General features: G+C 47.5%; 27 protein-coding genes. 6 read left to right on the top strand and 21 right to left on the bottom strand.

Annotated elements, in window-relative coordinates:
• Positions 1–59 precede the first annotated feature (59 nt).
• The 14 genes from ACSSVW_RS11150 to ACSSVW_RS11085 all read right to left on the bottom strand — a co-directional run bounded on the left by ACSSVW_RS11150 (position 60) and on the right by ACSSVW_RS11085 (position 11,117).
• Complete coding sequence (locus ACSSVW_RS11150) at positions 60–767, bottom strand: hypothetical protein (RefSeq protein WP_454179344.1); 708 nt, start codon at positions 765–767, stop codon at positions 60–62.
• 87 nt (positions 768–854) lie between these two features.
• On the bottom strand, positions 855–1,928 hold the full coding sequence (locus tag ACSSVW_RS11145) for a DUF7146 domain-containing protein (RefSeq protein ID WP_454179343.1): 1,074 nt from the start codon (positions 1,926–1,928) through the stop codon (positions 855–857).
• A gap of 90 nt (positions 1,929–2,018) precedes the next feature.
• Positions 2,019–2,360 carry a plasmid-related protein gene (locus ACSSVW_RS11140; RefSeq protein WP_454179342.1) on the bottom strand — a complete coding sequence of 114 codons (342 nt, stop codon included), beginning with the start codon at positions 2,358–2,360 and terminating at the stop codon, positions 2,019–2,021.
• The gene (radC, locus tag ACSSVW_RS11135; RefSeq protein WP_000791199.1) at positions 2,360–2,857 is read right to left on the bottom strand and encodes a RadC family protein; all 498 of its coding nucleotides are present in this window, start codon (positions 2,855–2,857) and stop codon (positions 2,360–2,362) included. The genes ACSSVW_RS11140 and radC overlap by 1 nt, the downstream gene beginning before the upstream one ends.
• A gap of 83 nt (positions 2,858–2,940) precedes the next feature.
• On the bottom strand, positions 2,941–4,596 hold the full coding sequence (locus ACSSVW_RS11130; protein ID WP_423434384.1) for a VWA domain-containing protein: 1,656 nt from the start codon (positions 4,594–4,596) through the stop codon (positions 2,941–2,943).
• A gap of 69 nt (positions 4,597–4,665) precedes the next feature.
• Positions 4,666–5,106 (bottom strand): hypothetical protein, encoded by a 441-nt coding sequence (locus ACSSVW_RS11125; protein WP_208661516.1) that lies wholly within the window; start codon positions 5,104–5,106, stop codon positions 4,666–4,668.
• Between the two features lie 61 nt (positions 5,107–5,167).
• Entirely contained in the window at positions 5,168–6,121 is a 954-nt protein-coding gene (locus tag ACSSVW_RS11120; RefSeq protein ID WP_454179341.1) for a DUF3150 domain-containing protein, read from the bottom strand.
• A gap of 98 nt (positions 6,122–6,219) precedes the next feature.
• Positions 6,220–6,984 carry a hypothetical protein gene (locus tag ACSSVW_RS11115; protein ID WP_332397608.1) on the bottom strand — a complete coding sequence of 255 codons (765 nt, stop codon included), beginning with the start codon at positions 6,982–6,984 and terminating at the stop codon, positions 6,220–6,222.
• A 2-nt stretch (positions 6,985–6,986) separates the two neighbouring features.
• Complete coding sequence (locus ACSSVW_RS11110) at positions 6,987–7,946, bottom strand: AAA family ATPase (protein ID WP_235373594.1); 960 nt, start codon at positions 7,944–7,946, stop codon at positions 6,987–6,989.
• Positions 7,947–8,155: 209 nt separating this feature from the next.
• The gene (locus tag ACSSVW_RS11105) at positions 8,156–9,172 is read right to left on the bottom strand and encodes a YqaJ viral recombinase family nuclease (protein ID WP_454179340.1); all 1,017 of its coding nucleotides are present in this window, start codon (positions 9,170–9,172) and stop codon (positions 8,156–8,158) included.
• A 60-nt stretch (positions 9,173–9,232) separates the two neighbouring features.
• Complete coding sequence (locus tag ACSSVW_RS11100) at positions 9,233–9,376, bottom strand: hypothetical protein (RefSeq protein ID WP_342853957.1); 144 nt, start codon at positions 9,374–9,376, stop codon at positions 9,233–9,235.
• An 81-nt stretch (positions 9,377–9,457) separates the two neighbouring features.
• The gene (bet, locus tag ACSSVW_RS11095; RefSeq protein WP_078462557.1) at positions 9,458–10,276 is read right to left on the bottom strand and encodes a phage recombination protein Bet; all 819 of its coding nucleotides are present in this window, start codon (positions 10,274–10,276) and stop codon (positions 9,458–9,460) included.
• A gap of 79 nt (positions 10,277–10,355) precedes the next feature.
• Positions 10,356–10,775: a single-stranded DNA-binding protein gene (locus ACSSVW_RS11090; RefSeq protein ID WP_454179339.1), complete on the bottom strand. Its 420-nt coding sequence runs from the start codon at positions 10,773–10,775 to the stop codon at positions 10,356–10,358.
• Between the two features lie 15 nt (positions 10,776–10,790).
• Complete coding sequence (locus ACSSVW_RS11085; protein ID WP_454179338.1) at positions 10,791–11,117, bottom strand: hypothetical protein; 327 nt, start codon at positions 11,115–11,117, stop codon at positions 10,791–10,793.
• Positions 11,118–11,484: 367 nt separating this feature from the next.
• Between ACSSVW_RS11085 and ACSSVW_RS11080 the strand changes: the two genes are divergently transcribed.
• From ACSSVW_RS11080 to arsJ, 6 genes are all read left to right on the top strand, one after another.
• Positions 11,485–12,087, top strand: a complete 603-nt coding sequence (locus ACSSVW_RS11080; protein ID WP_113603053.1) for a hypothetical protein — start codon at positions 11,485–11,487, stop codon at positions 12,085–12,087.
• A gap of 139 nt (positions 12,088–12,226) precedes the next feature.
• The gene (locus ACSSVW_RS11075; RefSeq protein ID WP_454179337.1) at positions 12,227–12,988 is read left to right on the top strand and encodes a metalloregulator ArsR/SmtB family transcription factor; all 762 of its coding nucleotides are present in this window, start codon (positions 12,227–12,229) and stop codon (positions 12,986–12,988) included.
• Positions 12,989–12,999: 11 nt separating this feature from the next.
• Positions 13,000–14,022 carry an ACR3 family arsenite efflux transporter gene (gene arsB / locus ACSSVW_RS11070; protein ID WP_454179336.1) on the top strand — a complete coding sequence of 341 codons (1,023 nt, stop codon included), beginning with the start codon at positions 13,000–13,002 and terminating at the stop codon, positions 14,020–14,022.
• A gap of 14 nt (positions 14,023–14,036) precedes the next feature.
• The gene (locus tag ACSSVW_RS11065) at positions 14,037–14,540 is read left to right on the top strand and encodes a phosphatase domain-containing putative toxin (RefSeq protein ID WP_454179335.1); all 504 of its coding nucleotides are present in this window, start codon (positions 14,037–14,039) and stop codon (positions 14,538–14,540) included.
• A gap of 3 nt (positions 14,541–14,543) precedes the next feature.
• Positions 14,544–15,554, top strand: a complete 1,011-nt coding sequence (locus tag ACSSVW_RS11060; RefSeq protein WP_454179334.1) for an ArsJ-associated glyceraldehyde-3-phosphate dehydrogenase — start codon at positions 14,544–14,546, stop codon at positions 15,552–15,554.
• A 9-nt stretch (positions 15,555–15,563) separates the two neighbouring features.
• Positions 15,564–16,787 carry an organoarsenical effux MFS transporter ArsJ gene (gene arsJ, locus ACSSVW_RS11055; protein WP_454179333.1) on the top strand — a complete coding sequence of 408 codons (1,224 nt, stop codon included), beginning with the start codon at positions 15,564–15,566 and terminating at the stop codon, positions 16,785–16,787.
• A 220-nt stretch (positions 16,788–17,007) separates the two neighbouring features.
• On the opposite strand, the gene traN is transcribed toward arsJ, so the two are convergent.
• Genes traN through ACSSVW_RS11020 form a run of 7 tightly spaced genes read right to left on the bottom strand, consistent with a single transcriptional unit; the run spans position 17,008 to position 26,777 of the window.
• On the bottom strand, positions 17,008–20,700 hold the full coding sequence (gene traN / locus ACSSVW_RS11050) for a conjugal transfer protein TraN (protein WP_454179332.1): 3,693 nt from the start codon (positions 20,698–20,700) through the stop codon (positions 17,008–17,010).
• Positions 20,701–20,702: 2 nt separating this feature from the next.
• On the bottom strand, positions 20,703–21,731 hold the full coding sequence (locus ACSSVW_RS11045) for a TraU family protein (RefSeq protein ID WP_454179331.1): 1,029 nt from the start codon (positions 21,729–21,731) through the stop codon (positions 20,703–20,705).
• Positions 21,715–22,842 (bottom strand): TrbC family F-type conjugative pilus assembly protein, encoded by a 1,128-nt coding sequence (locus tag ACSSVW_RS11040; RefSeq protein ID WP_454179330.1) that lies wholly within the window; start codon positions 22,840–22,842, stop codon positions 21,715–21,717. Before ACSSVW_RS11040 ends, ACSSVW_RS11045 begins: the two co-directional genes overlap by 17 nt.
• Positions 22,843–22,849: 7 nt before the next feature.
• Positions 22,850–23,362: a S26 family signal peptidase gene (locus ACSSVW_RS11035; protein ID WP_454179329.1), complete on the bottom strand. Its 513-nt coding sequence runs from the start codon at positions 23,360–23,362 to the stop codon at positions 22,850–22,852.
• On the bottom strand, positions 23,346–23,693 hold the full coding sequence (locus tag ACSSVW_RS11030) for a hypothetical protein (RefSeq protein WP_454179328.1): 348 nt from the start codon (positions 23,691–23,693) through the stop codon (positions 23,346–23,348). The genes ACSSVW_RS11035 and ACSSVW_RS11030 overlap by 17 nt, the downstream gene beginning before the upstream one ends.
• On the bottom strand, positions 23,686–26,085 hold the full coding sequence (gene traC, locus ACSSVW_RS11025) for a type IV secretion system protein TraC (RefSeq protein ID WP_024008831.1): 2,400 nt from the start codon (positions 26,083–26,085) through the stop codon (positions 23,686–23,688). Before traC ends, ACSSVW_RS11030 begins: the two co-directional genes overlap by 8 nt.
• Positions 26,085–26,777 (bottom strand): DsbC family protein, encoded by a 693-nt coding sequence (locus ACSSVW_RS11020; protein WP_454179327.1) that lies wholly within the window; start codon positions 26,775–26,777, stop codon positions 26,085–26,087. Before ACSSVW_RS11020 ends, traC begins: the two co-directional genes overlap by 1 nt.
• Positions 26,778–26,841 lie beyond the last annotated feature (64 nt).

The raw sequence follows: 26,841 nt of genomic DNA, 5'->3' as shown, positions 1-26,841 counted from the left end.
ATGGAATTGACTGCAATTTTCACATAAGTAATATTCATAAATGCGAATACTACATTAACTCACTTTACTGAAAAAACCGTAACCAACGTCTTCATTGAGTCACTCGGAATCATAACAAAGTGCATTTTGCTACCAAGATGCTGCCAGAACTCGGCCTCTTGTGCATATTTTTTGGCTTTTTGGATTGCGACGCTTTCTGGTAACAGGGCTTTAGTTAGCCCCGAGCAAAGCAGCTTTGTGCACAAAGCCTTCCAAGGATGCTTAGGTACACCGTCTGAAAGCCGTTCCACGAACCGTTCTAGCGCGTGACGAGTCACCACGACAGGTCCAATGTTCGGAACGTTGATGACCTCATCGATTTCTCTCACTGTAGCATTATCGACGCTGTATTCTTCGAAGGAATGTGAGAGCCAATCGTCCCGCTTTTCTACCGAGATCTGTGCTTCCTGGTAACGACTGAGCAAGAACCTGGTCAGGCTGTAAAGTGAATGCTGAGTTGAGCGTTGTTTCTGTAACTTTTTGATGGCTCCTTTACTGACCCGGATTTGAAGGCCATTGCCGCTTCGGTTACTCCCCATCACCTCTTTTACTGACAGTAGATGGTGAATCGCATAGAGCTCAGCTGCAATTGGCTTTTGCTGCTCAGTTAGCTTGTCGTATTGTTCACCTAAATCGACCTTTAGCTCACCACCTCTTCGAAGGCCGGTCTTCCAGTAAACCGTAAACTCACCATCAATCTGCTTTGTTAACAGGGTTAATACCATCATGTTTGTTCTCTTATTGGTTATCTATTTTTCATTCTCCATGTTTTTTCAAATATGCAAGGCGCAAAAAAGGGGCCGAAGCCCCTTGGATCAGATATGAACTTTCGGAAAGCCCATGGCACCGTAAACATTCAGCACATCATTCCAATCCCAACTTTTCACGCCAAGTGACGTTGGTATCGGGGGGATCAACACTTGTGTCAGAACGCCTTTCTGCCAGGCTTTTTTCTTGAGTTCATTCGCTGCATTCAGGCCAGTCTCAGAGAGATCGTGATCTGCCCAGATGTACAGCATTTTCACATTACTTGGTGGTTCAAACCTAGCCAGTAGTGTTGCATTCACAACCGACCAACATGTTTGTCCCGTAGCTCTGGTAACCGCTAAAGCTGTTTCGATGCCTTCTGAAACACCTAATACCTCACCAGGCTCACCAATCGGAACGGCACCGCCAGTGATTGTTCTGTCACTTGGTATGGGCATCATCTTTTTAGGCTTTTCAACCGGCGCTTTGAATCCATCTTCACTTAGGTAGATCCGATGAAACGTGGCCGAACGCCCTTGCTGAGTAACGATTTTACCTAGCAGCGCTGGGTAGCTATCGATAAACAGGCCATCTTCATCATGGTAAGGCAAGTTTGGATGAAACCTCAGCACCGAATCCCATTCAGGACGAAGCTGGGTAACAATCCCACGACGATGTAAGTAGTTCCAAACAGGTTGCGCACGAGTATCTGCAAGAGATAACGTTTCTCCCCAGGTTTGATTCAAGCGATGGATAATCGCTTTGTCCTCTTCCTGCTTTCTAGCCTTCCAATCAACAGCGTTGCTCGGTATTGGCCGAGTAGGCACTTGTACTTGTCCGGGTTGAATACCTAGAACTTGACCGATTGCTTCAATAGACTGAGCAAAGTTCCATCCATTAATCCAAGACAACAGTTCAAAGCCATCATGAAAGATCCCGCAGGTATTACAAACGCCACCTCCGGTATATTCAGCATCTTTGAACAGCCTAAAGCCATCACGACCGCCATGAACAGGACAAGCCACATGACGGCCTTTTCGAGCAATAGCGGCATCAAGTTCTGGCACCAATGCCGCCAAGACTTGAAGCCATTGGCCATTAAGATATTGCCTTACTGTGTCAATTTGTAAAGGTAACGCCATATAACCTCCTTAAGTAAAATGCCGACTCCTACCACATGAGGTAAAAGTCAGCTTAGGTCCTGCATTAGCCGTTCGGTTAATGCAGGAGCGTTAGTCAAGCCGGATACCATGTCGTCTTAATAGCCACATGATGGAATCACGAAGCACATCAGGATCGACAACCACAGCCATTGCGCAAACACGAAAGCAAAATGGCGCTAATTCGTCATTTTGAATCCACGACAACACATCCTTGCGCAACCGAGTACTGACACGACCGTCCAGCAACACACGGATCGCATCCAATAGAATGCCTTCGCGTAACTGCCAGATTTCCGTGTCAGACCAAGTGACAGGGGCATCATCAAACTCAAATAGAAATTCGAGCTGTGCTGATGTGTGCTGATGGGACTGCTTTTGTGATGTAGGAGAATGGGCAATACGCCCATTCATTACAGATAACCGCGTTCGGCAAGCGAAACGCAGCCCTCGGATGCGACCACGACATGGTCAAGCGTTCGAATATCAACAAGTGACAAGGCGTCACGGAGTCGATGAGTGATGCGTTTATCAGCTTCACTGGGTTCAGGATCACCCGATGGATGGTTATGAACCAGTATCACTGCTGCCGCATTAAGTTCCAACGCCCGCTTTGTTACTTCCCTTGGATACACGCTCGCCGCATCTAAAGTGCCTTTGAATAGCTCTTCAAATCGAATAACGCGATGCTTTGTATCAAGAAACAGCACGCCAAAGACTTCGTGCTCATACTCGTGCATCAGTGTTTGCAGGTATGAGAACGCCGACGATGGCTGTTCAATTTTGCGACCTTTACTCAATCGACCACGGGCAAGCTTGAGCGCCATATCTAAGATATCCGCTTCAGTCACTTGCTCAGGAACGATGTAAGTACCGGCTTCTTCGCCAGCTAAGAACTTTTTGTTTTTCATAGGAGTCTCCAAAAAAAAACGGAGACGAACCCATGCCCTGACGGGGACGGAATCGTCCCCGCAGGGTGGTAAAATTGATGTGGTTACTGAATTAACAGTTGTTGTGTTACTTCGAATAACTCACGCTTCAGATCTTTGACATCATTAATCACGATGCTTTGAGGAAAGAATCTCTCAACACTGCGTGTTTGAATCCCGATCCCCAGCAGCTCAAAGCCACTGCGTCTGCACCGGTCAACAATGTCATGCGTGGCAGCCCAGTCATCTGGGTCACCATCGGTTAGCACTATCATTAGCTTTCGCTTCTGTTTTTGTGCTAACAAACTGTTTGCCGCAAACCACATCGCTTGTGCCATAGGTGTACAACCTCGTGGTTTTTGGTCAAAACAGGCGGCCCGATGTCGAACCGATTGCTTGGGCAATAACGCGATAGAAACTTCCTGATGAATACCAGGAAAATAACTGACCGCAGGTACAACACCCGGTATACCTTCCAATGCCATGGATAAAGCCAAAGCGGCTTCATTGGCAACATGAAAGTACTTGCGATTACCTTCGCCAATGGGCTTACCCATTGAGCCTGATATATCAACAAGCAAGTGCACAGCAGCATTGGGCGCAATGCGAGGTTGCCTTTGAATAAACAATCTCGACTCTCCTGCTTGTGAAGCGGCAAGACGATGGGTTGCAACTCGAAGACCGTGCCTTTGAGCATGATTCCGATTGTCCTGACTGGACTGAACCATGCCCCTAAGTCGGGCTCGAATTTGAGCAGACTCCGACGCCGATAAGGTCAAGATGGCCTCATCACCCAACATAGCCTGCTCTGCTTGGGGCAAACTGAGTGGAGTGACACCCTGATGTCCTTCAGCTTGTTCCGACAACACTTCTGCCACTTGTGCAAAGGTATCGGGTTCAAACTGAGCGGCACTGGCCTCTAAGGCTTGTCGCAAATTGTCAGCTTGATCAGAGTTATCAGAATCTCCCGTTTCAGCAGCATCCACCATTGCAGACGAGTCTGCTTCCGGGGTTTGACTGTCACTACTGTTATTGCTGCCATTACTCGCATCTTGTCCAATGTCATTACCGCTATCAGCATCCGACTCATCCTGTGGTGGACGAGATTCTTCCTCCAACATGGCAACGATGGCATCGACAAGTTTTAGCACTTCACCTGTAGACGCCAGGCTAGGCACTGCTGTCAGCATGGCGCTTAACCGGCTCATCGCTGCGGCAGGAAAGAGTTGTCTCACTCTTTCATCAATCGCTTGATACAAAGGCGTCAGCGCTTTCTGGCCCAGAAAATGGCATCTCAAGCGAAACAACAACCAGGCTTGCAAGTTAGATGCAGGCTCAAGCTGTTCAGGTATACTCATTTGCTGAGTGTCCACCATGTACTCGATCACTTGCGAAATACTGCGCCGGGTTCCGGGATAATCCTTCGCCAATTCGTTTTCAATGCGAACGTCCTCAATGATATTGAGAAGTGCCTTACGGATCGGTTTGGACGACGCCTTCTGCACCATGTCAAAATTGGTATGCCGAATATGCGCCGCTTCATGAGCCAGATAACCCCAAGCTATCTGTTGATAGTGTGGGTCGTCTGGGTTTGCTGTTGGGATCACAATCCGCTCACCATCGGTAAACGCATCTTGTCCTTGAATAAGCACCTTCACACCAAACTTTTCGCCATAAGCGGCGGCAACGATTGGCAGTGCGTTTTTTAATGGATGATTCATGGGAGTCTCCTAATCATTAGGGGGAATACTCCCTCAGCGGGAGCGTTTCCCCGCTGGGAATGTAAGTGTTTAAACCTGTGCTTTTAGCTTATCCAGGTCGTATTTTTGACCTAACAAAGCCACCAATTGAGCTGGACTCTCGTGCTGCTCAAATGACGTTTTAAGCTGGTCTAAACTCAGGATGTCATCCAATGTCAGACCGTACTGGTCTTGTAACTGAGTAGACACCTCGTGTTGATATTGCAGCCAGGCCAGCTCAAAAGCGGTTTGCTGCAATGCCATGTTTGGAACAAACACCATGGCCGTTACCCAAACACCTTGCCCGTCCGCATCTGCGATCAGTACAGGGTTCTTGGGGATCACGACACTATGTGTTGAGTACGATCGTTGTACTAACGTTCGACAACACGCCACTTCTGGTATCGATTCACTTTCAACCGCATCAGTCACACCACGAAAATGCGGTTCAAACTGCTTCAGTTGGCTAGGGTTATGGATGGTTGATTGCATAATTTCCTCTTACTTAGTTCAGAGGACAAGCGCCCTTCAGGGCAACATGCCCTCAAGGACGTTAAAAATAAAATGAGTTTGGTACAGTCGAACCAAGGTTTGGTCTGACGGTTGGTTGTGGTATTGCACGCAAGTTATCTGCCTGAGCAGATACTGGCTGTGCGGGTTTAGGTTCAGGTTTGGGCATCAGTTGCCTGATATCCAATTGACCTTCACCGTGCATTCTCATCTTGTCTGGATCAGACAAAATTAAAATGGTCGCCATCAGTTCGTGATAGAGATTGTCTGTCACAGGGCCGGTCTTCGGCAGACGAACAAATAAATTGTCCATCGCTTCAACCATTGGCTGAACTCGATGATCCAGGAAGGACAAACCATCCAACTTGTCTCTTAACCGTTTGAGCGGATTAAGGGCTCGCTGGCTGATTTGATTCTTACCTGCAACGGAACGCTCAAACAGTTCGTTGGCATCACGAGCCACCTCCCTAAAGAGGGTGTGTCCCATGCCATTGACCTTGTCATCTAAGCCACCAGCTTGGTCAGCCGGTTGCATTCGATAGATGGCATAATCGAACTGAAGCCGTTGTTCCACGTCTTCGATGGGTGACAGCGCACGTCGGATTGCATCTGCAAATTCCGGGTGTTTTGCAACCCAGTCAAACGTCACCTGATCATAGTTGTCCAAGAACAACTGCTTGCACTGCGCAAACTCCTGACCGATCCGGTCAAGCTCTGGAACAATCTGATCAATTCGGTCTTCAGGGACGGCATAGCCACCTAAAAACCGCACACCGACTTGCTCACACAAGCGCTGTGCTTCTTTCTTTAGCCTTTCAAAGTTCGCCAATGCCTCAGGGTCGCAAATTTTTTTGCTCCCTAAGCTGGCAACATCCTTCGGTGGAAGTTGGCTGCCATTGGCTAATCTGAAATCTTCAGGCCTTAGTTTTTTTCTACCGCTCCAGATGGAACAGTCGATGTGACAAATCAAAAGTTTGTTGAGGGTTTGAATACTCATAGTGCATCCTCATGCGAAATGGGGACGCACCACTCCCAATAGGAGCAATGGCCCCCGTTTGGGTGGTAGTAGTTGACGCGCTAATGGCAATACCACTATCAGAAATAGTAATTTTGCGAATCAGGCGACGATTGGTTGAGATCGATTTTCACAGGCATTAAGTCCAGTGCTTCAGCTATCGGGCGAACCCGCTCTAAATCACTGCCTAGCAACCGCAATACATCTTTTTCCAACTTCAGTTGGTCAGATACTTCTATCCCTTCAGGACTCGCTACTGTGAGCGAACACAGTGGTGGTAATTGACGCTTAAAGGCGAGTAACAGCAACAATGGCCACGGGCCATCATCAGTGTTAACAATGCCAGCGCCTTCACCTGACACCATGCTAATTTGATTGGTACTAGGTAATCCGCTTTTGCAAAACCCTAATGACCATTCTCCAATCCTGACCTGGTTATCATCAATAACAGCCAAGCCATAGGCTTCAAGCAGCTTTGCCATATCGAACAACGCTTTTTGTGCCAGCGAGATTTGGCCATTGACGTCCTTGCGAGTACGAAACTCCCAACTGACGTTATTGGCACACGCGACGCTATCTAGCGCATTTGAGAGTTCAAATGGCCGCCCTTGATGATCAATGCCGACTTGTCCAACCAATCGATAACCCTTATTGATTTTCTCATTGATTCGTCGGTCTGCTTCAGCGTTAGGATCAGTCGAATCAATCAATCGCTGCTGCGACAATTGACCGGCTTTTCCAAACCGAACTTCAATCTCCTGGTTATCTGATCCAACGTAAATGGCCCATTCTTTGGCTGTCCCATCAGAATGACTGTAACGGTAAAGAGCAAAGCACTTTTCCATCATCAATCCTCCCAATGGTCACCGAAGACATCAGCAGCAATACGATGAATGGCTTCACGTTGCTCCAACTCAGCACGAGCCGTCAAAGACCGAATCAGCGCATACTCCACTGCGTTAGGAGCGCCTTTAAAAGCAAGTGTTAGCTTTGCCCAGCGCACCAAGGTCCGAGTGGACATGGTGATACTAAGCTCAGCACCGCCATCCGCGCCCCCAATAAAAAGACGACGAATGTCACCAGCCACCTTCACCATTTTTTGGCGAAAGACCTCTGGTAAGCCCGGCGCAACGTTCTCCAGAATGGCTTCCTCTACAGATGGCTCTGCATAGGTCGCTTCAATGATTCTAAAGCGATCAAGAAAAGCCAAATTCTGTTGAAGCACACCTTGATACAAGCCCGTCTGGTCACCGCTGCCCGCACTGTTGCCGGTAGCGATAAAACGAAACTTGGTATGTGGCATGATGATCTCACCGCCATTTTGTGCGATGACCAACGGGGCACCTTCCAAAATGTCATTGAGCCCAGCCAGTTCAGCAGGCTCAGCAAGATCCATTTCATTAATGATCAGCAAATGGCCATGCTTTACAGCCAGTGCCAACGGTCCATACACAAAGGTCATGTTGCCATTAACCAGCGTGTGGTGACCGATAAGATCGGACAACTCCAATCGACCGTGCGCAGTAATTTGCTGAACAGGCCAATTCAATCGAGAAGCAACTTGGCAAATTAGCGAGGTCTTACCGCATCCGGTGGGGCCTGTAATATACAAACCGTCACCGTCTGGGTTAGACAAAAACGCCAATACGTCACGTAAGTCTTCTTTTCTAAAAACATACTCGTCCTTGCGAACGGGAATGTTTGGATGGGTAGTGTCGGCACTAAATCCTTCCAGAACGAAAGCATCAGGAGCCGGGACATTAAACGCTTGATTCACTTGAACCAAAAATGGGGAGTGTTCAGTCATGGTAAACCTCATTAGTTTTAACGAGGCCCCATGCCCCAACAGGGAATGAAGTCCCCGTCGGGTGGTGTGTGGATTGTGGTATGGCTGTGTATGTAAGAGTTCAGCTCGCTCTATCATTCGTACCCAGCATTGGCTACGAGTGAAACTGCTTTCTGATGCACTCGATGTAAGCGCATGAGAAAGGAGCCGAAATCGGCTCCGAGTGAACGTTAAAAATAAAATGAGCTCGGCGAGTCACCTGGCAGAACCAAGTTCTCTTGCTCAAGGCTGATTTTGATTGGTGTTTCAACGGGCTGCTCTGGCTTATTGGTGCTGATACGCAACCGCTCTTGTGGCGCTTTTCGGTAAGCGGCTAAAACCTGTTCGTCCAGTTCGCCTAATTTATCGGTGGCCAATTGCTTATAGTCCACCGTGCCCGCCATCATGTAGCGGCTGAGTTTGACTCCAGCATAATCCGCATGAGCGTAGTTACCCATCATAGCGACCAATTTCGACTGAGCGTCTCGCATTTCCTCTTTCAAAGATTTAATGTGATTTTCCAGTCGAACCACTTCGGCATGTGCTGAGCAATACTGCCGAGACAGTGATGTCCAACGGTACTGAGCTTCACCCTTGGGAACAAAACAATCTTGCTCAGGGCATTTTGACGGTTCCTTTTTGGTCTGTACTAACTCCCAAAACTGAAGCGCTGTTTCTTGCAATTCAGTTAAGAACGCCGCGTCTCGTTGTATTTCAAACTCAATCAGTTGATCCTCAAAATAGAAAACCAACCAACCACGCGTGCTATTGGCGACCAGAATTTGATGCTGAACTTGCACCCAATACAACTGGTACGCCTCACTTTGTTCTCTGTGAGCTTGCACATCCTCAAAAACTGACTGGCAAGGACATTTCAGTTCAACGGGTTCGCCCGCATCGTTGATGCCATCAAAGCTGGCCCGAAAGATTGCGTTATGATCGGCTTCAGCACATAACGGCAGAAGAAAGTCATTGTGCGCATTCTCAAATGCTCGCCTTGCTTGAGGCTCCAAACGTATACCGCGAAGCACATTTGGATTATTCGACAGGTCTTCCGGTAATACGAATCCAGTTTTTTCTGCCCATAATCGCCAAGGTGTTTTGTAGGGTGAACACCCCATAATAATTGGGGCTTCAGATGCCGTAACCCCTGCAATGCGCCACTGGTGCCATGCAGGAGTACGTTGTGATAGGTCGATAACCTTCATATTGCCTCCTTTGAGGGGAGACTCCCCCGAAGGAGAGAACTCCCCTTCAGGGTTAAGTGGTTACTTTGCAGCTTGTGCTAACGCTGTTTGGTGCTGACCAACACTTGCTTGAACCGAATCAATTGCCGCTTTACCGGCTTGAATCGAACCTAAGACAAGGGCAACAACCAATACCAAGCGAAAAAGTGAGGCTGATTTAGTCATGGAAGATCTCCAAAAAAAGACGAGACCTTCCCCTTGACGGGAGAATAATCCCGCCAGGGTTAGTAGAATGAATGCGTGGCGCTAAGAAGCTAAAGGCTGTGTGAGCGCTTTGGCTGCTTGTTGCTGTGCATTCAATATTTCTTGTTTCGCAAACGTCAGTTCAACACCTTGAAAATGTTCATTGGCATATTCCAATGCACTATTCCAAGCGTTTGAAGCTTCCGCCCGCTCGATAAGCTTGTAAACAAGCCCTCGGGTTCGATCATCAACTTGCTCGGGTGGAATCACCGATGGCTCAACAACATGTGTTGCTTGGCCTTCGATAATTCGCTCCGCTTCGTCTTGATCGAAAATTCCCACAAAGCCAAACGCAATGCGGGAACACTGGATCATGGATTTATGTCTTAGCATTCGCTTAGTGTGCGTCTGCCATGGACCATCTACACGGTAAGGGCCATTTTTGCCGTTACCTTCAAAAGGCGGTCGATAGACTTCATCCAGGTATTCAGTGATTTTGACTGGGTGCGAACGGTCGCGCCGATAGATGATGCATTCCATCCATTCCGGGCATTCTTTCGCGCCATCCAGTGAGACTTTGTTTTCTGAAGTCTTAAACTCCATGCCATCAAACTGGTCGTGTTGATTGATGATGCGAGACCAGCCATCGACACCTACCACTGGAATAATCCCAGCTTGTTTATCAGGGAATGCAAAAATCTCTTTGGTGAAAGGGTTCAAGCCGTACTGATCTGCAACCACCAAGAGCGCCATCATCTGCTCATTGGTCGGTGCACTACCGTCACGTTGCTTGAATGCTGTTGCTTTTAGGGTATCGAACAACTTGTTTGGATCGACACTAAAGCGCTCAGCAAAGCGTTGGATTAGCTTTGGTTTTTCCATTGTGGACTCCGACAATCAAAGTGGGAGTCTGCCCCTGACGGGAAAGTACTCCCGGCTGGGTTAAAGCGTTTTCGCTCGGTTAAAAATCTGGTTCAGGATAAGTTTGTGCCCAATTAGCTTGGGAGCCCGCATCATCCGCCGGTGATGGCTCAGATGCTTTGTTCACACTATCAAGAAGCAGAAACTCGTCCGCGTCCACTTCGGTCAATCGATGCTTAATGCCATCTTTCTCCCATGAGCGCGTGCGCTGAGGACCTTGAACAAAAAGCTTCGCTCCTTTTTGGATTAAATCTTTTGCTCTTAGCCCTAACTTAAATCCACCACGATCTCGAAAAACGATCCGATGCCATTCCGTATGCTCTTTGAGCTCATTGGATTGACGGTCGCGCCATTTCTCAGAAGTGGCCAGTGAAATACTGGTCACTAAATCACCTGATGGATAGGCTCGCGTCTCTGGCTCAGTGCCAACGTAGCCTATGAGTGTTACTTGGTTTTTCATGATGTTCTCCTCGTCTTAGTTGAACTCTGTGCACACAGTCGTTTCTGCCCGGTTGGGCAAAGAAGGCTGACGGCGCAGATAGGTTGGTATTTCGAGTAAATCCATATCGTACTGATGTGGCTCTTTGTAAAACGCAGATGTCAAACGGGGCATACCAGGAGCTTTAGGCACTGCCATTGGACGACGTTTTGGTGTTGGTGTGAGCAAACGCTTGATTTGAGTAAGGACAAATCGAAACGGGCGCACGCTTTGACGAGCAACCAATCGCAAAAGCGACCAGCTCAGTTTTGCAAGCAACATAATGCCTGCGATTTGGATAATAAATCCGAAGATATATTCCATTGGTGACTCCTTAATTTAGTTTTGAAGGAGTCACCCCCAACTGGGGAAAACTCCCCCAGTTGGGTGGTGAAAAGGCGAACCGCAAGGAACGCATGGTTGAGCATGTAAAAACATGCAGGCTATTTGTTTAAGGAGGCTAGCTACCTCTTAGTACCACTGAGAAAACTCAGCGGCAGGCTTCCTTTGAGCTCATGCTCTCAGGCGCGGATATCACTGAAACAGATCAGCAATATTTGCTAGTCAGTGTAACCGTCTTATCCAGACAGGATAGTTAGAAAGATGCTCAATTCTTCCACCTAGCTGAAAGGCCATTACCTCACAGAGGATTAGGCTAGGGACTGATTATTGTCATATCAGGAGCAAACTTATGGCCCAAGCAAAACCCAATTACTCAAAACCCATCTTTGAACAATCATTCACAATTAATAGCTTACAGGCGCAGCGTGTCGTTGACCGTGTGTTTAGACGGACGGTCAGTGCGCTTTACGGAATCGACGTCATCCTGCGCATCATTGGCGATGAGAACGAAATTGATGAAGTGGAACAAATCATTAGCCAGTTGATCGAGGATTGCGCTAAGGCGGTAGACAACGAACAAGCTCGTTTGGACAAACTGATGGAGTCCAACGGCATCGATGAAGTACCTGACTACACCGACCCGATCACCTTCAACGCTAAAATCAGCTCGCCTCAGGTTGGCCAGTTTGTCGGCTTAGTGCGCAAACTCGATGCGTTGATGATCTCAATGGACACACTCTGGTTATCTAGCGTGCTTAGCAACAAGCATCGCGTTGATGGCAATTACGCATGGCAACAGCGCATTATCAAACTGGCTCGGCGCATTATTGATATCGAAATTCGAGCGCGAAAATCAGCTCAAGCTAAGGGTAAAGAAGCAGAAGTTGAGCAAGCGGTGCCTTCAACCGATGACGATATAACTGAAGAGGAAACAGATACTCCCTCCAACTAGCCAGCTAGGCTCCCATCACACAGCCCCTCTCGAAGGGGCTTAGTCTTTACCGTCCATAAAATTCACTTTTTCCTTGAAATACTGCTGAACAAAACATATAATAAATTTATTATATAACAAATTTGTTATGGAGCATGTTATGAAGGTACTCTTCTTATGCACTGAAAATTCGGCCAGATCCATTATGGCCGAAGCATTGTTAAAACATCATGGTAAAGGTGACTACGAAGTCTATAGCGCAGGGACTGAGCCACATAGTGTTGATAATCGAACTCTGTCAGCTATTGAACACTTTGGGTTACCTATCGATGGATTACACTCAAAACACCTTGATGAAGTTAGCAATATTCACTTCGATTTCGTCATTACACTATGTGATAAGGCCGCAATAGAATGTGATAACCGAGTCAAAGGCACCAACTGTCTTGCTTGGGATTTTCCAGAGCCTCGTTCCCGGAAAGATGCCAACCCGTTTGAAAAAACGCTACAAGAACTCAATGAACGCATAAAAATGTTTTTGCTTATACAACAAAAGCAAAAACCCTCGCCTATAACACCTACTACTTTTTACAAAGCCTTAGCTGATGATATTCGCCTGAAAACACTGTTAATTATTGCAGTGGAAAAAGAAGTGTGTGTTTGTGAATTAATGATTGCATTGGATGAAGAAAGCCAACCTAAGGTTTCTCGTCACCTCGCACAACTCAGAAAGTCAGGCATTCTATCTGACAGAAAACACCAGCAATGGGTATTTTATTCAATTAATCCAACATTACCTGTTTGGATGAAACAAATTATCTCATCAACAGTAGTGAATGAGCCGATTTTCATCGAACAAGAGTTAGCTCGATTAAATACGATGGGTGATCGACCGACCCGAGTGGCTAGCTGCTGCGATTAAGGAAATTAAATATGGGCATTTTTGAGCGTTATTTATCTGTTTGGGTTGCGATATCAATTGCTGCTGGTGTAGCACTGGGGATTGTTTACCCACCTCTTTTTGAAGCTATTGCAAAACTTGAAGTTGCCCATGTCAATGTGGTAGTAGCTGTTTTCATTTGGGTAATGATCTACCCAATGATGGTGCAAGTTGACTTTTCAACCATCAAGGAAGTCGGCAAGAATCCACAAGGCTTGGTTTTAACTTTAGTGATTAACTGGCTTATAAAGCCGTTTTCAATGGCGGCATTAGGTTGGTTATTTTTTGAAGGCTTATTTGCTGAGTTCGTATCACCTGAAACCGCACAAGAATACATCGCTGGAATGATTTTACTTGGCGTAGCTCCGTGTACGGCAATGGTATTTGTTTGGTCACAACTGACTAAAGGCGATGCAAACTACACGTTAGTTCAAGTTTCGGTTAACGACATCATCATGATTTTTGCGTTTGCCCCGATTGCAGGGTTATTGCTTGGGGTAACAGATATTCATGTGCCTTGGGGCACCTTGTTTATCTCAGTTATTTTGTATGTATTACTGCCTTTAATCGCGGGAATCCTGACTAGAAAACACTTAAACAGCTCAGGGCGAGATGAAGCGGCTATCACAACCTTGCTAGAGAAATTAAAACCGTTTTCTGTTATCGGTTTACTAGCAACAGTGGTTTTGTTGTTTGGCTTTCAGGCTAACACCATCATTAATCAACCACTTAACATCTTGCTAATCGCTATTCCGCTAATTCTTCAAACCTATGGCATATTCATTATTGCCTATTTTATCGCGGTGAAAATCAAACTTAAGCACAACATCGCTGCACCTGCGTGTTTGATTGGTACATCTAACTTCTTTGAATTGGCAGTCGCAGTGGCTATCTCCCTTTTCGGATTACATTCAGGCGCTGCATTGGCTACGGTAGTTGGTGTTCTGGTTGAAGTACCCGTCATGCTATCTCTCGTAGCGATTGTGAACAGAACAAAACATTGGTTTAACGAATAATTTAGAGGATTCTTATGCAAACCCATCCCTATGACAAATTGGTGCTTGATAATGGCGCTAGCTTTATCTTTACACCATGTCCCGGAACAAAGGGCGTTGACTTAACAACATCAGTCATGCAATTGAAAGATGCTGGAGCACAAGTGATTGTGACGCTGATGTACGATGCAGAACTGAAAAAGAATGAAGCCGAAGAACTTCCTCAAGTGTGTGATGCACAAGGTGTTAAATGGTTTCAGTTACCTATTTTAGATGACGATGCACCTAATGACGATTTTGCAGCAGCGTTCAAATCTCATCTTGATGACATGCTAACTATCATACGTAATCAAGGCACCATTGCCGTCCATTGCAAAGGTGGCTCTGGTCGCACAGGCTTAGTGATTGGACTGCTCATGTATGAACTAGGTTACGACAAGACTGACATTATTAAACAGGTACAGGAAATACGCCCAAAAGCACTTTCGCATCCGGTACAACTTTCTTTTTTTAATGAGTTTCAAAAAGTAGGAGCTTAAAAAATGGCAATTAAAATAGGTATTAACGGTTTTGGCCGCATGGGTCGCTTAACACTTAGAGCCGCTTTTGGTTGGCAAGACATCGAGTTTGTACAAATCAACGACCCTGCTGGCAACGCGGAAACGCTAGCACACCTATTAAAGTACGATTCTGTGCATGGCACTTGGTCACATGATGTATCTCATGATGAAAATAATGTGATAATCAACGGTCATGCTATTCGGGTCACTCAAAATAAAGCAATTAACGATACGGATTGGTCTGAATGCGATGTCGTCATTGAAGCATCAGGTAAGATAAAAAAGACTGAACTGCTACAAGCCTACTTAGACCAAGGTGTGAAGAAAGTGGTGGTCACTGCACCAGTGAAAGAAGAAGGCGTGCTCAATGTGGTGATGGGTGTTAACGACCACCTGTACGATGTTAAACAACACGCCATCGTAACGGCAGCGTCTTGCACTACCAACTGCTTAGCGCCAGTGGTAAAGGTTTTACAGGATAAAATCGGCATCAAACATGGCTCGATGACAACCATCCACGATATTACCAATACTCAAACCATTTTGGATGCGCCGCATAAAGATTTACGTAGAGCGCGAGCCTGTGGCATGAGCCTTATTCCAACCACCACTGGCTCTGCAACAGCAATCACCCATATTTTCCCAGAGTTAAAAGGTAAGCTAAATGGTCACGCGGTACGTGTGCCACTGGCGAATGCGTCAATTACTGACTGTGTATTTGAACTTGAGCGTCCTACAACGGAAGCTGAAATTAACGCTTGGATGAAAGAAGCAGCTGAGGGCGAGTTAAAAGGCATTTTGGGCTATGAAGAAAAGCCACTTGTGTCTATCGATTATAAAACCGACCCACGTTCTAGCATCGTCGATGCGTTATCAACAATGGTGGTCAACGGCACTCAAGTGAAGCTGTATACATGGTATGACAACGAATGGGGATACGCTAATAGAACGGCTGAGCTTGCTCGTAAAGTTGGCCTATCAATTAAGGGATAATGTAATACTATGAAGCGCTTGGCATCATTATCAGACGATATAAAGCAGTACCTCGTTGTCACAGGTAACTATTGGGCATTTACCTTAACAGATGGGGCACTTCGCATGTTAGTGGTGCTTCATTTCCATGCGTTAGGCTATAGTCCGCTTAGCATTGCGATGTTGTTTTTGTTTTATGAAATCTTTGGCGTTGTCACCAACTTAGTTGGCGGCTTCTTAGGTGCTCGATTAGGGCTCAATAAAACCATGAACATTGGCTTAGCCATTCAGGTTATTGCCTTACTTATGTTGGCCGTTCCCGCTGAATGGTTAACCGTTGTGTATGTGATGATTGCACAAGCGCTTTCAGGCATTGCTAAAGACTTAAACAAAATGAGCGCTAAAAGCTCGATTAAGGCATTGGTTGCCGCTGGACAAGAAGGCACGCTGTTTAAATGGGTTGCCTTATTAACAGGCTCCAAAAATGCCCTAAAAGGCGTTGGCTTCTTCTTAGGTGGCCTGCTGTTAACCTTATTGTCGTTCAAGGGTGCAATGTTGCTAATGGCTGGTGCTTTGGCTCTTGTTTGGTGTTACAGCCTTTACACCTTAAAAAGTGACTTAGGAAGAGCCAAGAACAAGCCTAAGTTTACCGATATTTTTTCAAAGAGTCGCTCAATTAACATCTTGTCAGCTGCACGATTATTCTTATTTGGTGCGCGTGATGTCTGGTTTGTCGTCGCACTGCCTGTATTTTTATCGCAAGTATTTAATTGGGATCATTGGACAGTAGGTGGCTTCTTGGCACTTTGGGTGATTGGCTATGGTATTGTGCAATCAATGGCACCCAGGTTAATCAACTTCAAAGATAACGTTTCCCCTGCAAAGGAAACGGTAAAATGGGCTAGCTTATTGGCATTGGTGACTTTAGGGATTGCCTTATCATTATATTTTAGCTGGGAAGTTAAAACGGTACTGATTGTTGGCTTAATGCTATTTGGCGCATTGTTCGCCATTAACTCATCGCTACACAGTTATTTAATTGTTAGCATGGCAGACGCCGATGGCGTTTCCCTTGATGTTGGCTTTTACTACATGGCAAATGCAATGGGGCGTTTAATTGGTACAGTATTATCTGGCTGGGTCTTCCAGCTTTATGGATTAGCTGCTTGCCTGGTCATTTCTTTTGTTTTTATCAGTTTAGCAGCTCTTATTTCAGTCAAATTGCCAAATATAGTCCCTCAACACCGCCATTAGTATTTACCTTAGCAAGGCATGGGTTTACAGATAACTCTGTTTTACAGTAATCAGGGAGCACATCTAGAACTTATTGAGCTTAAATCACAGGTAATACAGGATGCCAATTTGGTTACTTTAATGCTGTAAATCATTATTAAAGTAACCAATATGGAACCTTATGGTGAGAATAGTTATTGGATCTGAATTCGCGCTATCCTCAAACTTTTTAACAGTACTCTCAATTATTCCCTGAAATTTCTTCCGTCGCCTCCTGACGCAGTTTCTGGGCATCCATTCCGTTTAGCCTTTCAATGGCTCGGTCTGCGGCACTCTGACGATTTCCATCCACGTTTAGCGTACTTCCTGAGCCTGTGAGTCTTTCCAGATCCAGTGACGGTACTTCGGGTAGGTTGCCCGTGATCGATAAGATACCTATCCATTCATCCAGATTGACTTGGCTCCAATCCACCTGGTTTAACTGACTCGCGGTCAATCCTTCACAGTTGGGAGATTTCGCACTGCCCCAGCCAAGGCCCAATTGCGGACGCACTTGCTCTTGAATGATCCGTGAAAGCGGCGAAGTAAAGCAGCAATATGATTGCCGTTTCTCAACACAGGCACCTAAAAACTTAGACTTGCAGTAAGAACCTACATAGTGGCAACTCTTCAATACCCGCTTGGCGTTCATCTCAAACTCACTCTGCTCACATTTCCAGATAAGCTGAATGAGGATCATGGTGACTGAATAAATCATGTAGGCCGTCATAACCGTACTCAGAACCGCACCCGCAGCGCCTCCCAGGGCAAAGTTACCGCCCGAAACAACACCATCGGCTCCAACCGCGCCACCAACGTTGCTAAACAGTGCCGATTGCGCCCCTGAACCAAAGGTAGTGCCTACCCATTCAGCCGTTTTGTTGGTTAACACCTGCATGAAGCCAGTCGCAGCTTGCTCCGCTCCCGCGCCAGCAGCGGTTGATGGCCCAGCCCCCATGAGAGAGTCCCATGCAGACACAAAAGGCTCTTTAACCGCACTCCAGGTACTACTTATCGGTTCCCTGAGTGTATTCCACGAACCATAGATTGCCGACGACGGATTCATGGCCATGACTGCCGTATCAAGCTTGTTGACCGCCACTATCATTGTGATGTAATCCGATAACGACACGCCACTTGGCTTTTCACAGCAATCCACTATGCCACCAACGGCTTTTTTGCACTGGCCAGCATTCCCTTTAAAGACCGTACACTCGACGTTATCTTGGCCATCAGCTCCCGTGCATGACATATCATTGGTCATAAACTGAGCCGCATTAAGCATCGCAGCTGCTTCTGCAAAGTTAGCCTGCTTGATTGACTCTGGCTCTAAGCAATCTGTGCCCATACAGCGAACTGGCCCCTCACAGTTGTATTGAGTTTCCATTCGAGCGTTTTGCACTTCAACGCTTTGTCCGCAGTCATACACCAAACTTTGGATATAGCAGAAGCCTTCATGACCAGCCCCGCCTTCAGTACATTCCGTTCTGACGTACTGGCAGGCCGGGTTTTGCTCTAGCGCGGCACACGTATTGGTGGTCGTGTTTTGTCCGTTATTGACGATGGTTTGAGTATTACCATTGGTATCCACCCAGCTATCTGAGCTGCCCATGTTGAACTCTGGATGAGCAGTCGAAGCATTGTAGGTCGCTCTTGCCCTCCAACATGAGAGTCCCAGTCCATCAGAACTGCCGCGACTGGTTAAATGAGCAGGAGACGAAACAACCGCCGGATAAAGACTTCCAAGCTTAGCCAACTCGCCACTACCAACCGTTAACCCGTCGATTCGTTTTGTGCCCGTATCCAAACACTGCCACTGCACCGCAGTAAACTGATCAGTTTGCATCAAGCATTGGTCTACGCCCAGATCACTTGATTGATGAACAACGTCCTGTTCTAAGTACTTGCCGGAGAAGGTCAATGAAGCGCTCAGTTTCGCAGGAGCCAAACACTTCTGAACTTCTCGGCTGCAAGTGTCGAAATCGACTTTGTTCCAGCCGGAATCACATCTGGAACGAGTGACCTCCTGGGGTTCATGCCACGAAATAATCGACCCATTAACGACCCTACACAATGAGCCAACCAAGGTTCCTTTTGGACACGTCATTTCAGGGTACTTAATGGACGGTTTCGTCTCAGTCACCGTCTCCTTATTGCCCGTCAGTGAGAGTGTCGTTTTCCAACCATTTGCCTTTGACGGCGACTCGGTGATTTTTATCTCAGTATTTTGATTATCAAAAATCCTCAGTGTCGCGTTTCCAGTTTGCATAGTACTGCTGTGCTGTGGAACAAAGCTGAGCGTTTCAGAGCTAAAGCAACCGCGCTCAATGGACCAGCTTTGTTGATGGGTTTCAGCGGATACACGTCGCTCTAACTGACACTGAGTAAGCGTGCTGATCTTTTCGCACACCTGGTAATCAGGTACATGCTTGGTCTCAGTAAATGGCGTAATCGTCTGAGTAGGCTCACAGGCCTCAAAACTACTCGGCATAAGATTGGATACCACGCACTTTGGATCGCTGGTTTGCAATCCACAGTCATAGGTATCGGTAAAACGCATGCATTCACCTTTATCATTGGTTTCGGCACATTCTGACGACATGAAGCCACAGGAAGGGTTCGCTTCAAGCACTTGGCAGGCCTGATTTTCAATCCCTTTATAGCTTTCGTCATCCACACTCACTTGTACACGCCGACACAAAGGCGATATGCCAGCCACAGGGCTTGGGGCAAAATAGGATTCACAAACTGAAACACCATTGACCACCGTACATCCGTTGGTTGAAGACGGCTGATCCGTGCATTGAATGCTGTAGTCTGAAAACTTCGTCGGGATATCCGCTGCTTGTTCGATACAGGATTGTGGCGACCAACTATCATTCATCACCACCTTGGTTGGATCAAAGCGCACCTTGATGCGTGCATACCCCTCACCACTACCCGTAACCGATACGCGAATTTTTACCGGCACTTCTAAACCGGGTTCTACCGCTTTTAGCTTGGCAGTGAGATCGGTATTTGGATTGCGCTCCCAACTGGTACTGAGCTCGCAGCGGCCAGCCGTTTCTGGTGGAAAGTTATTGTTCGGCCCAGACCAGACTTTCTGATCGCCAAGCCACACTTGCATGTAGTCATCCCATTTGGCGTACTCAAGAACGGCTGAGGTAATCGCATCGGGGTTCACGACTTTGAGTGTGATGGCCTGTTCAAACACTTTACAACGGCCACTCCAGTAGTTGTCGCCAATACGTCCTATCCAAACTTCAAGACACCCTTCACCACAAGAGCGAAGGTTCATCGGTCCTGAAACATGCTCAATAATGCCTGCCGTGTAATCGTGAGTAATAGTGCAGCTGTTAACCGCTGTATTGAGCCTGTCACATTGCTGGTAGTTTGGGCTTCCTTCACCTTGAGACTCACAGCCTGGGAAGCTTTGGGTTAATAGATTGGGGTCAGTTTGAACCGCATCAGTTAATGCCCAAAGGGGATCATTGACCATATCTGGCCGAGACCTGTCTTTGATTTGCTGTAGCGAGCGAAACGCCTCACCCGTAGCGCCAATTTCGGATGCCATGCTCTCTTGGCGCTGCGTCCCCAATTGATTCATGCTGGCATCAGAGCCATAAACGCCCGTTAAGACATCCAATGAGCCCTGATCCATACCAGGGAAAAGCTCTTGCAAGTTAATGGACTCATTACCACTGCCATTCGGCACCGACAATGTATTGCCATTGAGTGCGGGCATCGTCCAGTTTTGCAGCAATTGCTTACCTTCCTGTTGTCCGCTTAGGCCGGATTGGCGCTGCACATCAGCGGCCACACCATGTAAGGGCAGGCACGCCATAGTGATTGATAAAATACCCGCTAAAACTCGGGTAAAAAGTGTTGGTTTCATGGTTAACCTCCCGAGTTACAGCAGTCTTGCCAGCGCCACAAAATGTAGAGCGCATCTTCACCGGCACCGGGGATTGTTCGCCACTCTCCCCATTTCATGGTGCTTTCACCGATGACATGCGCACTTTCAGTTTCCGGTACAGGAAAGAACATACTCATTTTGTATTGGGATTTCGGCAGCATGGGTTCGATAACAGGTCGGCATAGCGCACTGTTCCCCATTGTTCGCCTTGCAAGACCACGCCTGTGTTGAGCCGCGATTGCTCGCGCCGCTAAATGGCTGGTGTTTTCTGCTAATGAGCCAAAGGCTAAGGTGTGGCCAGATAACGGGTAGAGATGGCCCCAACTGCCAGCACACCAAAACAACTGGTCGATGGGTTTACCAAGCGTTGATGAGGCAGCGTCAGCGGTACAAGCCGAAATAGCCAATGGATTAGCAACAGCAGCCGCTTCAGGCTGAGTAAAAAAGGCCAGTTCATCGTTCAGCCATGTTGGGTCCAATTCCGACAAATACATCAAGTCAAAGTCCATGTAACCATCGGCATTGCAATTGCCATCCATGAACAAATCGAGCATGATCAAAAGCGGAAAGGCGTAATAATGGTAATGGTAGAAAGCGAGATCACCGGTATCGTATTCACCTTCGCCATGACCACCTTGCAGTCTCCTATCACCTAACGGTAAACGAATCCCTCCCAGTGAAGGCGAACAACCCGGCGTTCTGACCAATTCAATCAGACGCGCTGGCTCCCACATGCTGGTAACAATACCTGGCCTTGGCACGCCTAAGTTGTCTTCACACAAGCAAAATGACTTGTTTGATGCGCCGCTTGGGACATTGCCAGAGCCAAGAGGAAGCCCTGCAACCCGGATAGGAAAAATGCATGACCAGCAAACATCCGTCAGCAACTTGCCCGACAATAAACCCGCGTCTGGGCAGGTCAGTTCGGCTTTTGCAGGAATAGATGCGCCCAGGACAAACACGACAACGAGAGTCCGCAACAGACGATACATATTATTGAGCTTTTTCATGAACAAGCTCCTTTGCTGGAATTTCTTCTATCTCAAACGCGAGTCCCTTTGCTTGAACAAACGATGGGGTGACTTGCAAATCAAAGCGCTGCTTTAGCGAGGCATTGAGAAGGTAAACCGGACTGTCCAATGTCTTTTCGAGCATATTGAGGCTATTCCAACCTTGACCACGGTCGAGCTGCGTGGTGATAAGCGTAATGCGGCGCAGTGTCCTATCTTGGCCCTCAAGCCAATGCGAAACTGCGTCCACTTCTTCAGCGTTCGACGCATTAAACACCACAAGCTGCTGCGTAAATGGCAAGGCTTTTAGCGGGTTAATACGCGTTCCTGCTGGGATCAGTGTTCGGCCATTGGCATCCAATAGTGGCCGCTGCATGACGATGGTTGGATCAACCATTCTTATCCGATACTGCGTGGCTTTGGGTAAGTCAGTAAATGTTTGGCGAGACCAGAAACGCTCAATGGCTTTTTTCTTTAACGCGCCGAGGTCAAGCGACTGTAAACGCTGCATCGCCACTTGCATCAAATCCGGTTCTAAAATCGAATGAATTGGACCGCGTTGACCCAATGAACCGCTATTGCCAGTTTCAATTTGACGCTGCAACCAGTCCTTGCTGTAAACCCCTAGTGCACTTGCAGTCACTTTGTCATCTTCTATGCGGAAAATGGCAGGCACGCTAGTCACCCGCCAGTGCACAAAGGCTTTCGGATCGATTCGAACCTGAGGAACAGGATCAAGTCCCGCCATCAGGGTATGCCAATCACGGATAGCCGCCCCCAAGGTCTTTCCTTCAGGAATTCCCCGAAACAACACAATAGCGCCGGTAGCACTGGCCTCTTTAAATAGCTGCTTCAGTGACGAATCACCCAATGAGGACGACGCAAATATCAACCATTCATCGCTGTGTTTGAGCGACACAGGTTGTTCAACCGGTGCAAAAGGCTCAATAAATTCAGATGAGCCATCCACAGCACTTTGTAAAATGCTGCGGCTCATTTCGACGATCTTTTTGTCCTCGTCAGACAACAGAAAAGGCTCTTGTGCCCAGGAAACTTGAACCCAAGACAATGGAGCAACCAACAAAAATAAGAGACATAGTCTTTGCATCATCTACCTCCTACCAAAGCGGCCAAGCGCGACCGACAATCTGCTCGCGCTTAACGGCATTCCAATAGCGGGAGTCGAAACTCGTAGCAGCCTCGCCGGAAAACCAATATTCGTTTTCTTGCAGCGTCAATGAACGGCTAAATTGTGATTCCGCCACACCAAGACGCTGGGCTAATGCCATGCCGATTGAGACTTGAGCACCGTTCACTAGCACATGCTCAGGCGTCACATTGACTTCATCCCCAGGCATCCCTGTAAGGCGTTTCAGCATACGAGTACCGTCGTTATATAACGGAGCGAGTCCTTTTGAGTGGAAGGCATACAAACCATCCTTAACGGGCTCTTTATTCCATAGGTCAATCAGATAAACCGTGGTATCAGGCAGGCAGCGCTCTTGCTGGGTATCAATACCTATTCGGTAGCGCATCATGGCGTAGGTGCCTACCAAGGCCATGATTAACGCAAAAACGGTCAACCGAATGAGATATGGCCGCCAAGGCATTCTTTTACGGAGTACCTGCATGAGACACCTCCTTTGAGCCTACTGGCACAAATACAGAATCATCAGCACCCACCACCGCTTGGGCATCCAGCACGATAAAACCGGCTGCTTTTAGCTTTTCAATTTGCTGATTGGTCCGAAGCAACCTGGATTCGATGTCTTGTTCGCTGGCATTAGGACCCAGTGACAACACCGCCTCCCCAAAATCCACGACTGCAATGGGCGTACTTAACGCCAACTGGCTGTGGATGGGTTCGAGTGTTTTCATTAAGAGCCAACTGGTCATTAAACCGCTACCAGCAACAGACAAAGTAATAGAGGCCATAAATGGCCAAAGCGTGGACTTATTCATAGCCTCGCTCCTTCAACAACTGGGAGATGGCATCAGCAACAGAAAGGCCTTTGCGCGTTAACTGCTTAATCGCATTTACATCTTCTGCACGGGACGAGTACAACAGCTTGTGAAACGGATCGACGATGAGGCGGCCAATCCCGGTGCCCATTTCGGTAATAAAGAAAATTTCGGAATAGACACCCGTGACGGTATGAACCGTTTTCAGGTATTCATAACCACCTTCACCTAATGGCAAACGGCCTTCTTTTTTGAGCGCGTTGATGGTTTCGGCTTTTTGGCCAAGCAGGTACATATTGGCCGAGTTTTCAGCGATAGCTTTACCTGTAGGGCTGTCATACAAATCGTTGACCGACTGCGTTACCGTTACAGCACTGCCGCCATATTTTCGAAATCGACGGTAACCCGTCTCGATGAACTTACCGACATCACCTTGAGTCAGCAGATCCCAAGCTTCGTCGATGAACACAATCTTGCGACGATCCCGCTCACCTAAATACATCTCTTGTTGGATTTGGTAGATAAGCTGAAGCAACACCACTTGTTGCAGGTGCTTGCGCCCCTTGAGCTCTTCTAACTCCAGAACGGTGAAACGGTTTTTGAAGCGAATATTGTTGTGACCATTAAAGAAGCGGCCATATTCGCCCTGTGTCGTAAACGGATAGAGCTGCTCACCCACGTCTTGCACACGACGGTCTTCATGATTTTTTAAGGCCTCTGCCACATCATCAACCAACATGGCACGACCTTTTTTCTCCCACAGTTCACGGGTCTGACGCTTTAGGTTGGCCATCTGAAAATCAGTTAATGACTGCGTAGGCGCGGCCATTGCGGCCAATAATCCAACCAGTACATCCGCTTCTTCGTCATAGTCCTCAACGATTTCAAACGGATTTAAGCAAATGCCACTGTCCCGCCCGAACTGTAAGAACTCACCGTCATAGACTTCACACAGCTTTTCATAAGAGCGGCCAACATCAATCACCCAGCATTGCCCGCCTTCTGATAAGTAGGAGGAGATGATTTCGTTCACCAGGAAAGACTTGCCCGACCCCGATTGCGCCGCTATGCAACAGTTGTAATTACTGCCCGAGTCATACAGGGACACACTCATGATCTGGCCATTACGGGAAACAAAGTTAATCACTGGCGTGCCTGTACCTTTCCAATCCGCAAACAAAGGCAACAGAGGGATCACATGCCGTGTCGCCATAGTCTTGAATCGAAACAAGTCGTTCATCGCCTGGCGGTCAGCACCAAATGGCAAGGCATTCAGGAAAATGGGCAAACAGAAGTACTTGTCTTCCATCAGCTCAAACCCGAGTTCTTTGAAATAGGTTCGAGCATTTGAAACAGAGCTGATGGACGCCTCTTCCGTTGGTGAAAACAGCGTTAAGGTCATATTTGCCCGAATAGGACGATCACCTTCTTGCAAGGCTTCAAAAAGAACATCAAAACCCTTTTTCTTGGCTGCAAGCACCGGCACAAACTTGAGCATCGGGCCATAGGCCTGATTGACCGCCCATTGACGCTTCGTCTCTAAACGAGATCGCATCGCCTCGGCTGAGGGAAAGTGAATGGTGACATTCAGCAAAAAGCTTCCGCGTAAACCGCGACTACCCGTCATCATATCGCCCGCAAAACTTGCGGCATGACCAAACCAGATCCGCTCAGGCAAGCGCTTAAATGATAAGGTTTTAACTCGGTAATCACCCAGCATCAGGCCTTGGCTATCTACCTTGATAGCTCGGTCATAATCCAACACTTGCTCTCGAAGTGGTTTATCTGCCTCACTACGGATTGGTGATGGATTACGCCAAGAAGCATCTTTTCCCCAGTTAAGCTGCGCACTTAATGCCGCGAGCCAGTTTCGGTCAGTCATCTCAGTGACGCGAAAACCAACCGTTGCCAGCGCCTGCGAGAAAGAAGCCCGAAGCGCGGATGCGCGACTCAATTCACGCTCCGTCGGTATAGGACTTTCCAAAGGCAATTTGCAGGTGACGATCAGTTGAAAGTTGCGTACCTGAGTCTGGGTCGATTCTTCTATCGGTTGAACCGTGCCCCCATCGAGGAAATCCGCACGTTTGCGAATAGACGCCCTGAGCAATGGATCGGATTGACGATGCCGTAAGCCCATCATTCGCTGAAGGTCGGTTTGAATATCAGGCGAGGCGTACAGGCCAAATTGCAGCAAAGTGTCTTTTGGCCAGTCGTTGTTGAGTAGAACATTAACCCTGTCTGCAACAGACTCATCACCACCCGGCAATGGGTCACATAGAAAACCAAAGCCAACACTCTGGTCTTCCATGAAAAACAGTTGCTCATCGTCGGAATAGGCCAATACTGGCAACAGCTCAGAAGCGCGTTGCCCTGAATACAGAGAGGCTTTCATTAACGCCCCTCCAACCAAGCAGAAAGATCATAAGGACGGCCTCGGCTGATGCGACCATCATTGGCGACGATGAAAGGCACACCTTGAATGCCAAGGATTTGAGCCGTCACCAAGGTACGCTGCATTGGCTCTAAGTTGCAGGCATCATCCTGTTCTAGGTTACCAATCCGGCCATTGAGCAATGCATCGGTGGCCGCTTTCTTGTCACGCGCACAGCCAAGCTGTCGAACCTGACGCTCTGAATCAGGACCAAGCACTGGCACAGGGAGTATTTGGAAGGTGTATTCTTTGGTTAGCGGTAAAGCTTGTTTCAAAAGCTCATGGCAGTGCGGGCATCGTGGGTCAACAAAGACCACCACTTTCTTTTTGCCTTCGCCTAGCGTCAGTGGGTTCAAATCATCCATTTTTAAGCCAAGGCGACTTAAGTCCAGCGTGTTACCCGCTTCACGAATGTCTTCAAGGCTGGTAAGCGGCTTTTTCGACCAGGCATCATAGAGCGTGCCATCAATGACGAACCGGCCACTGTCTGACATGAAAACAATACGGCCATTGCTTTCGACCGCTTTCATACCCGTGACAGGTAAAGAAACCATGCCGTCAATTTTGCCAACAGGCGACACTTCAGACACAGGTTCAGCTTGAACCAATGGAGACAGCGCAAGCGCCAGAATAATTGGAGATAGTTTTCGCATGAGGAGTCCTCGTTAATGTAAATCGAGGCTCCAGTCTATGCAGTTGTCCTATGTGGACTCGGTT

It is taken from the genome of Pseudoalteromonas sp. MBR-15, assembly GCF_053628915.1.
This window is presented reverse-complemented; position numbering and strand designations above follow the sequence as displayed.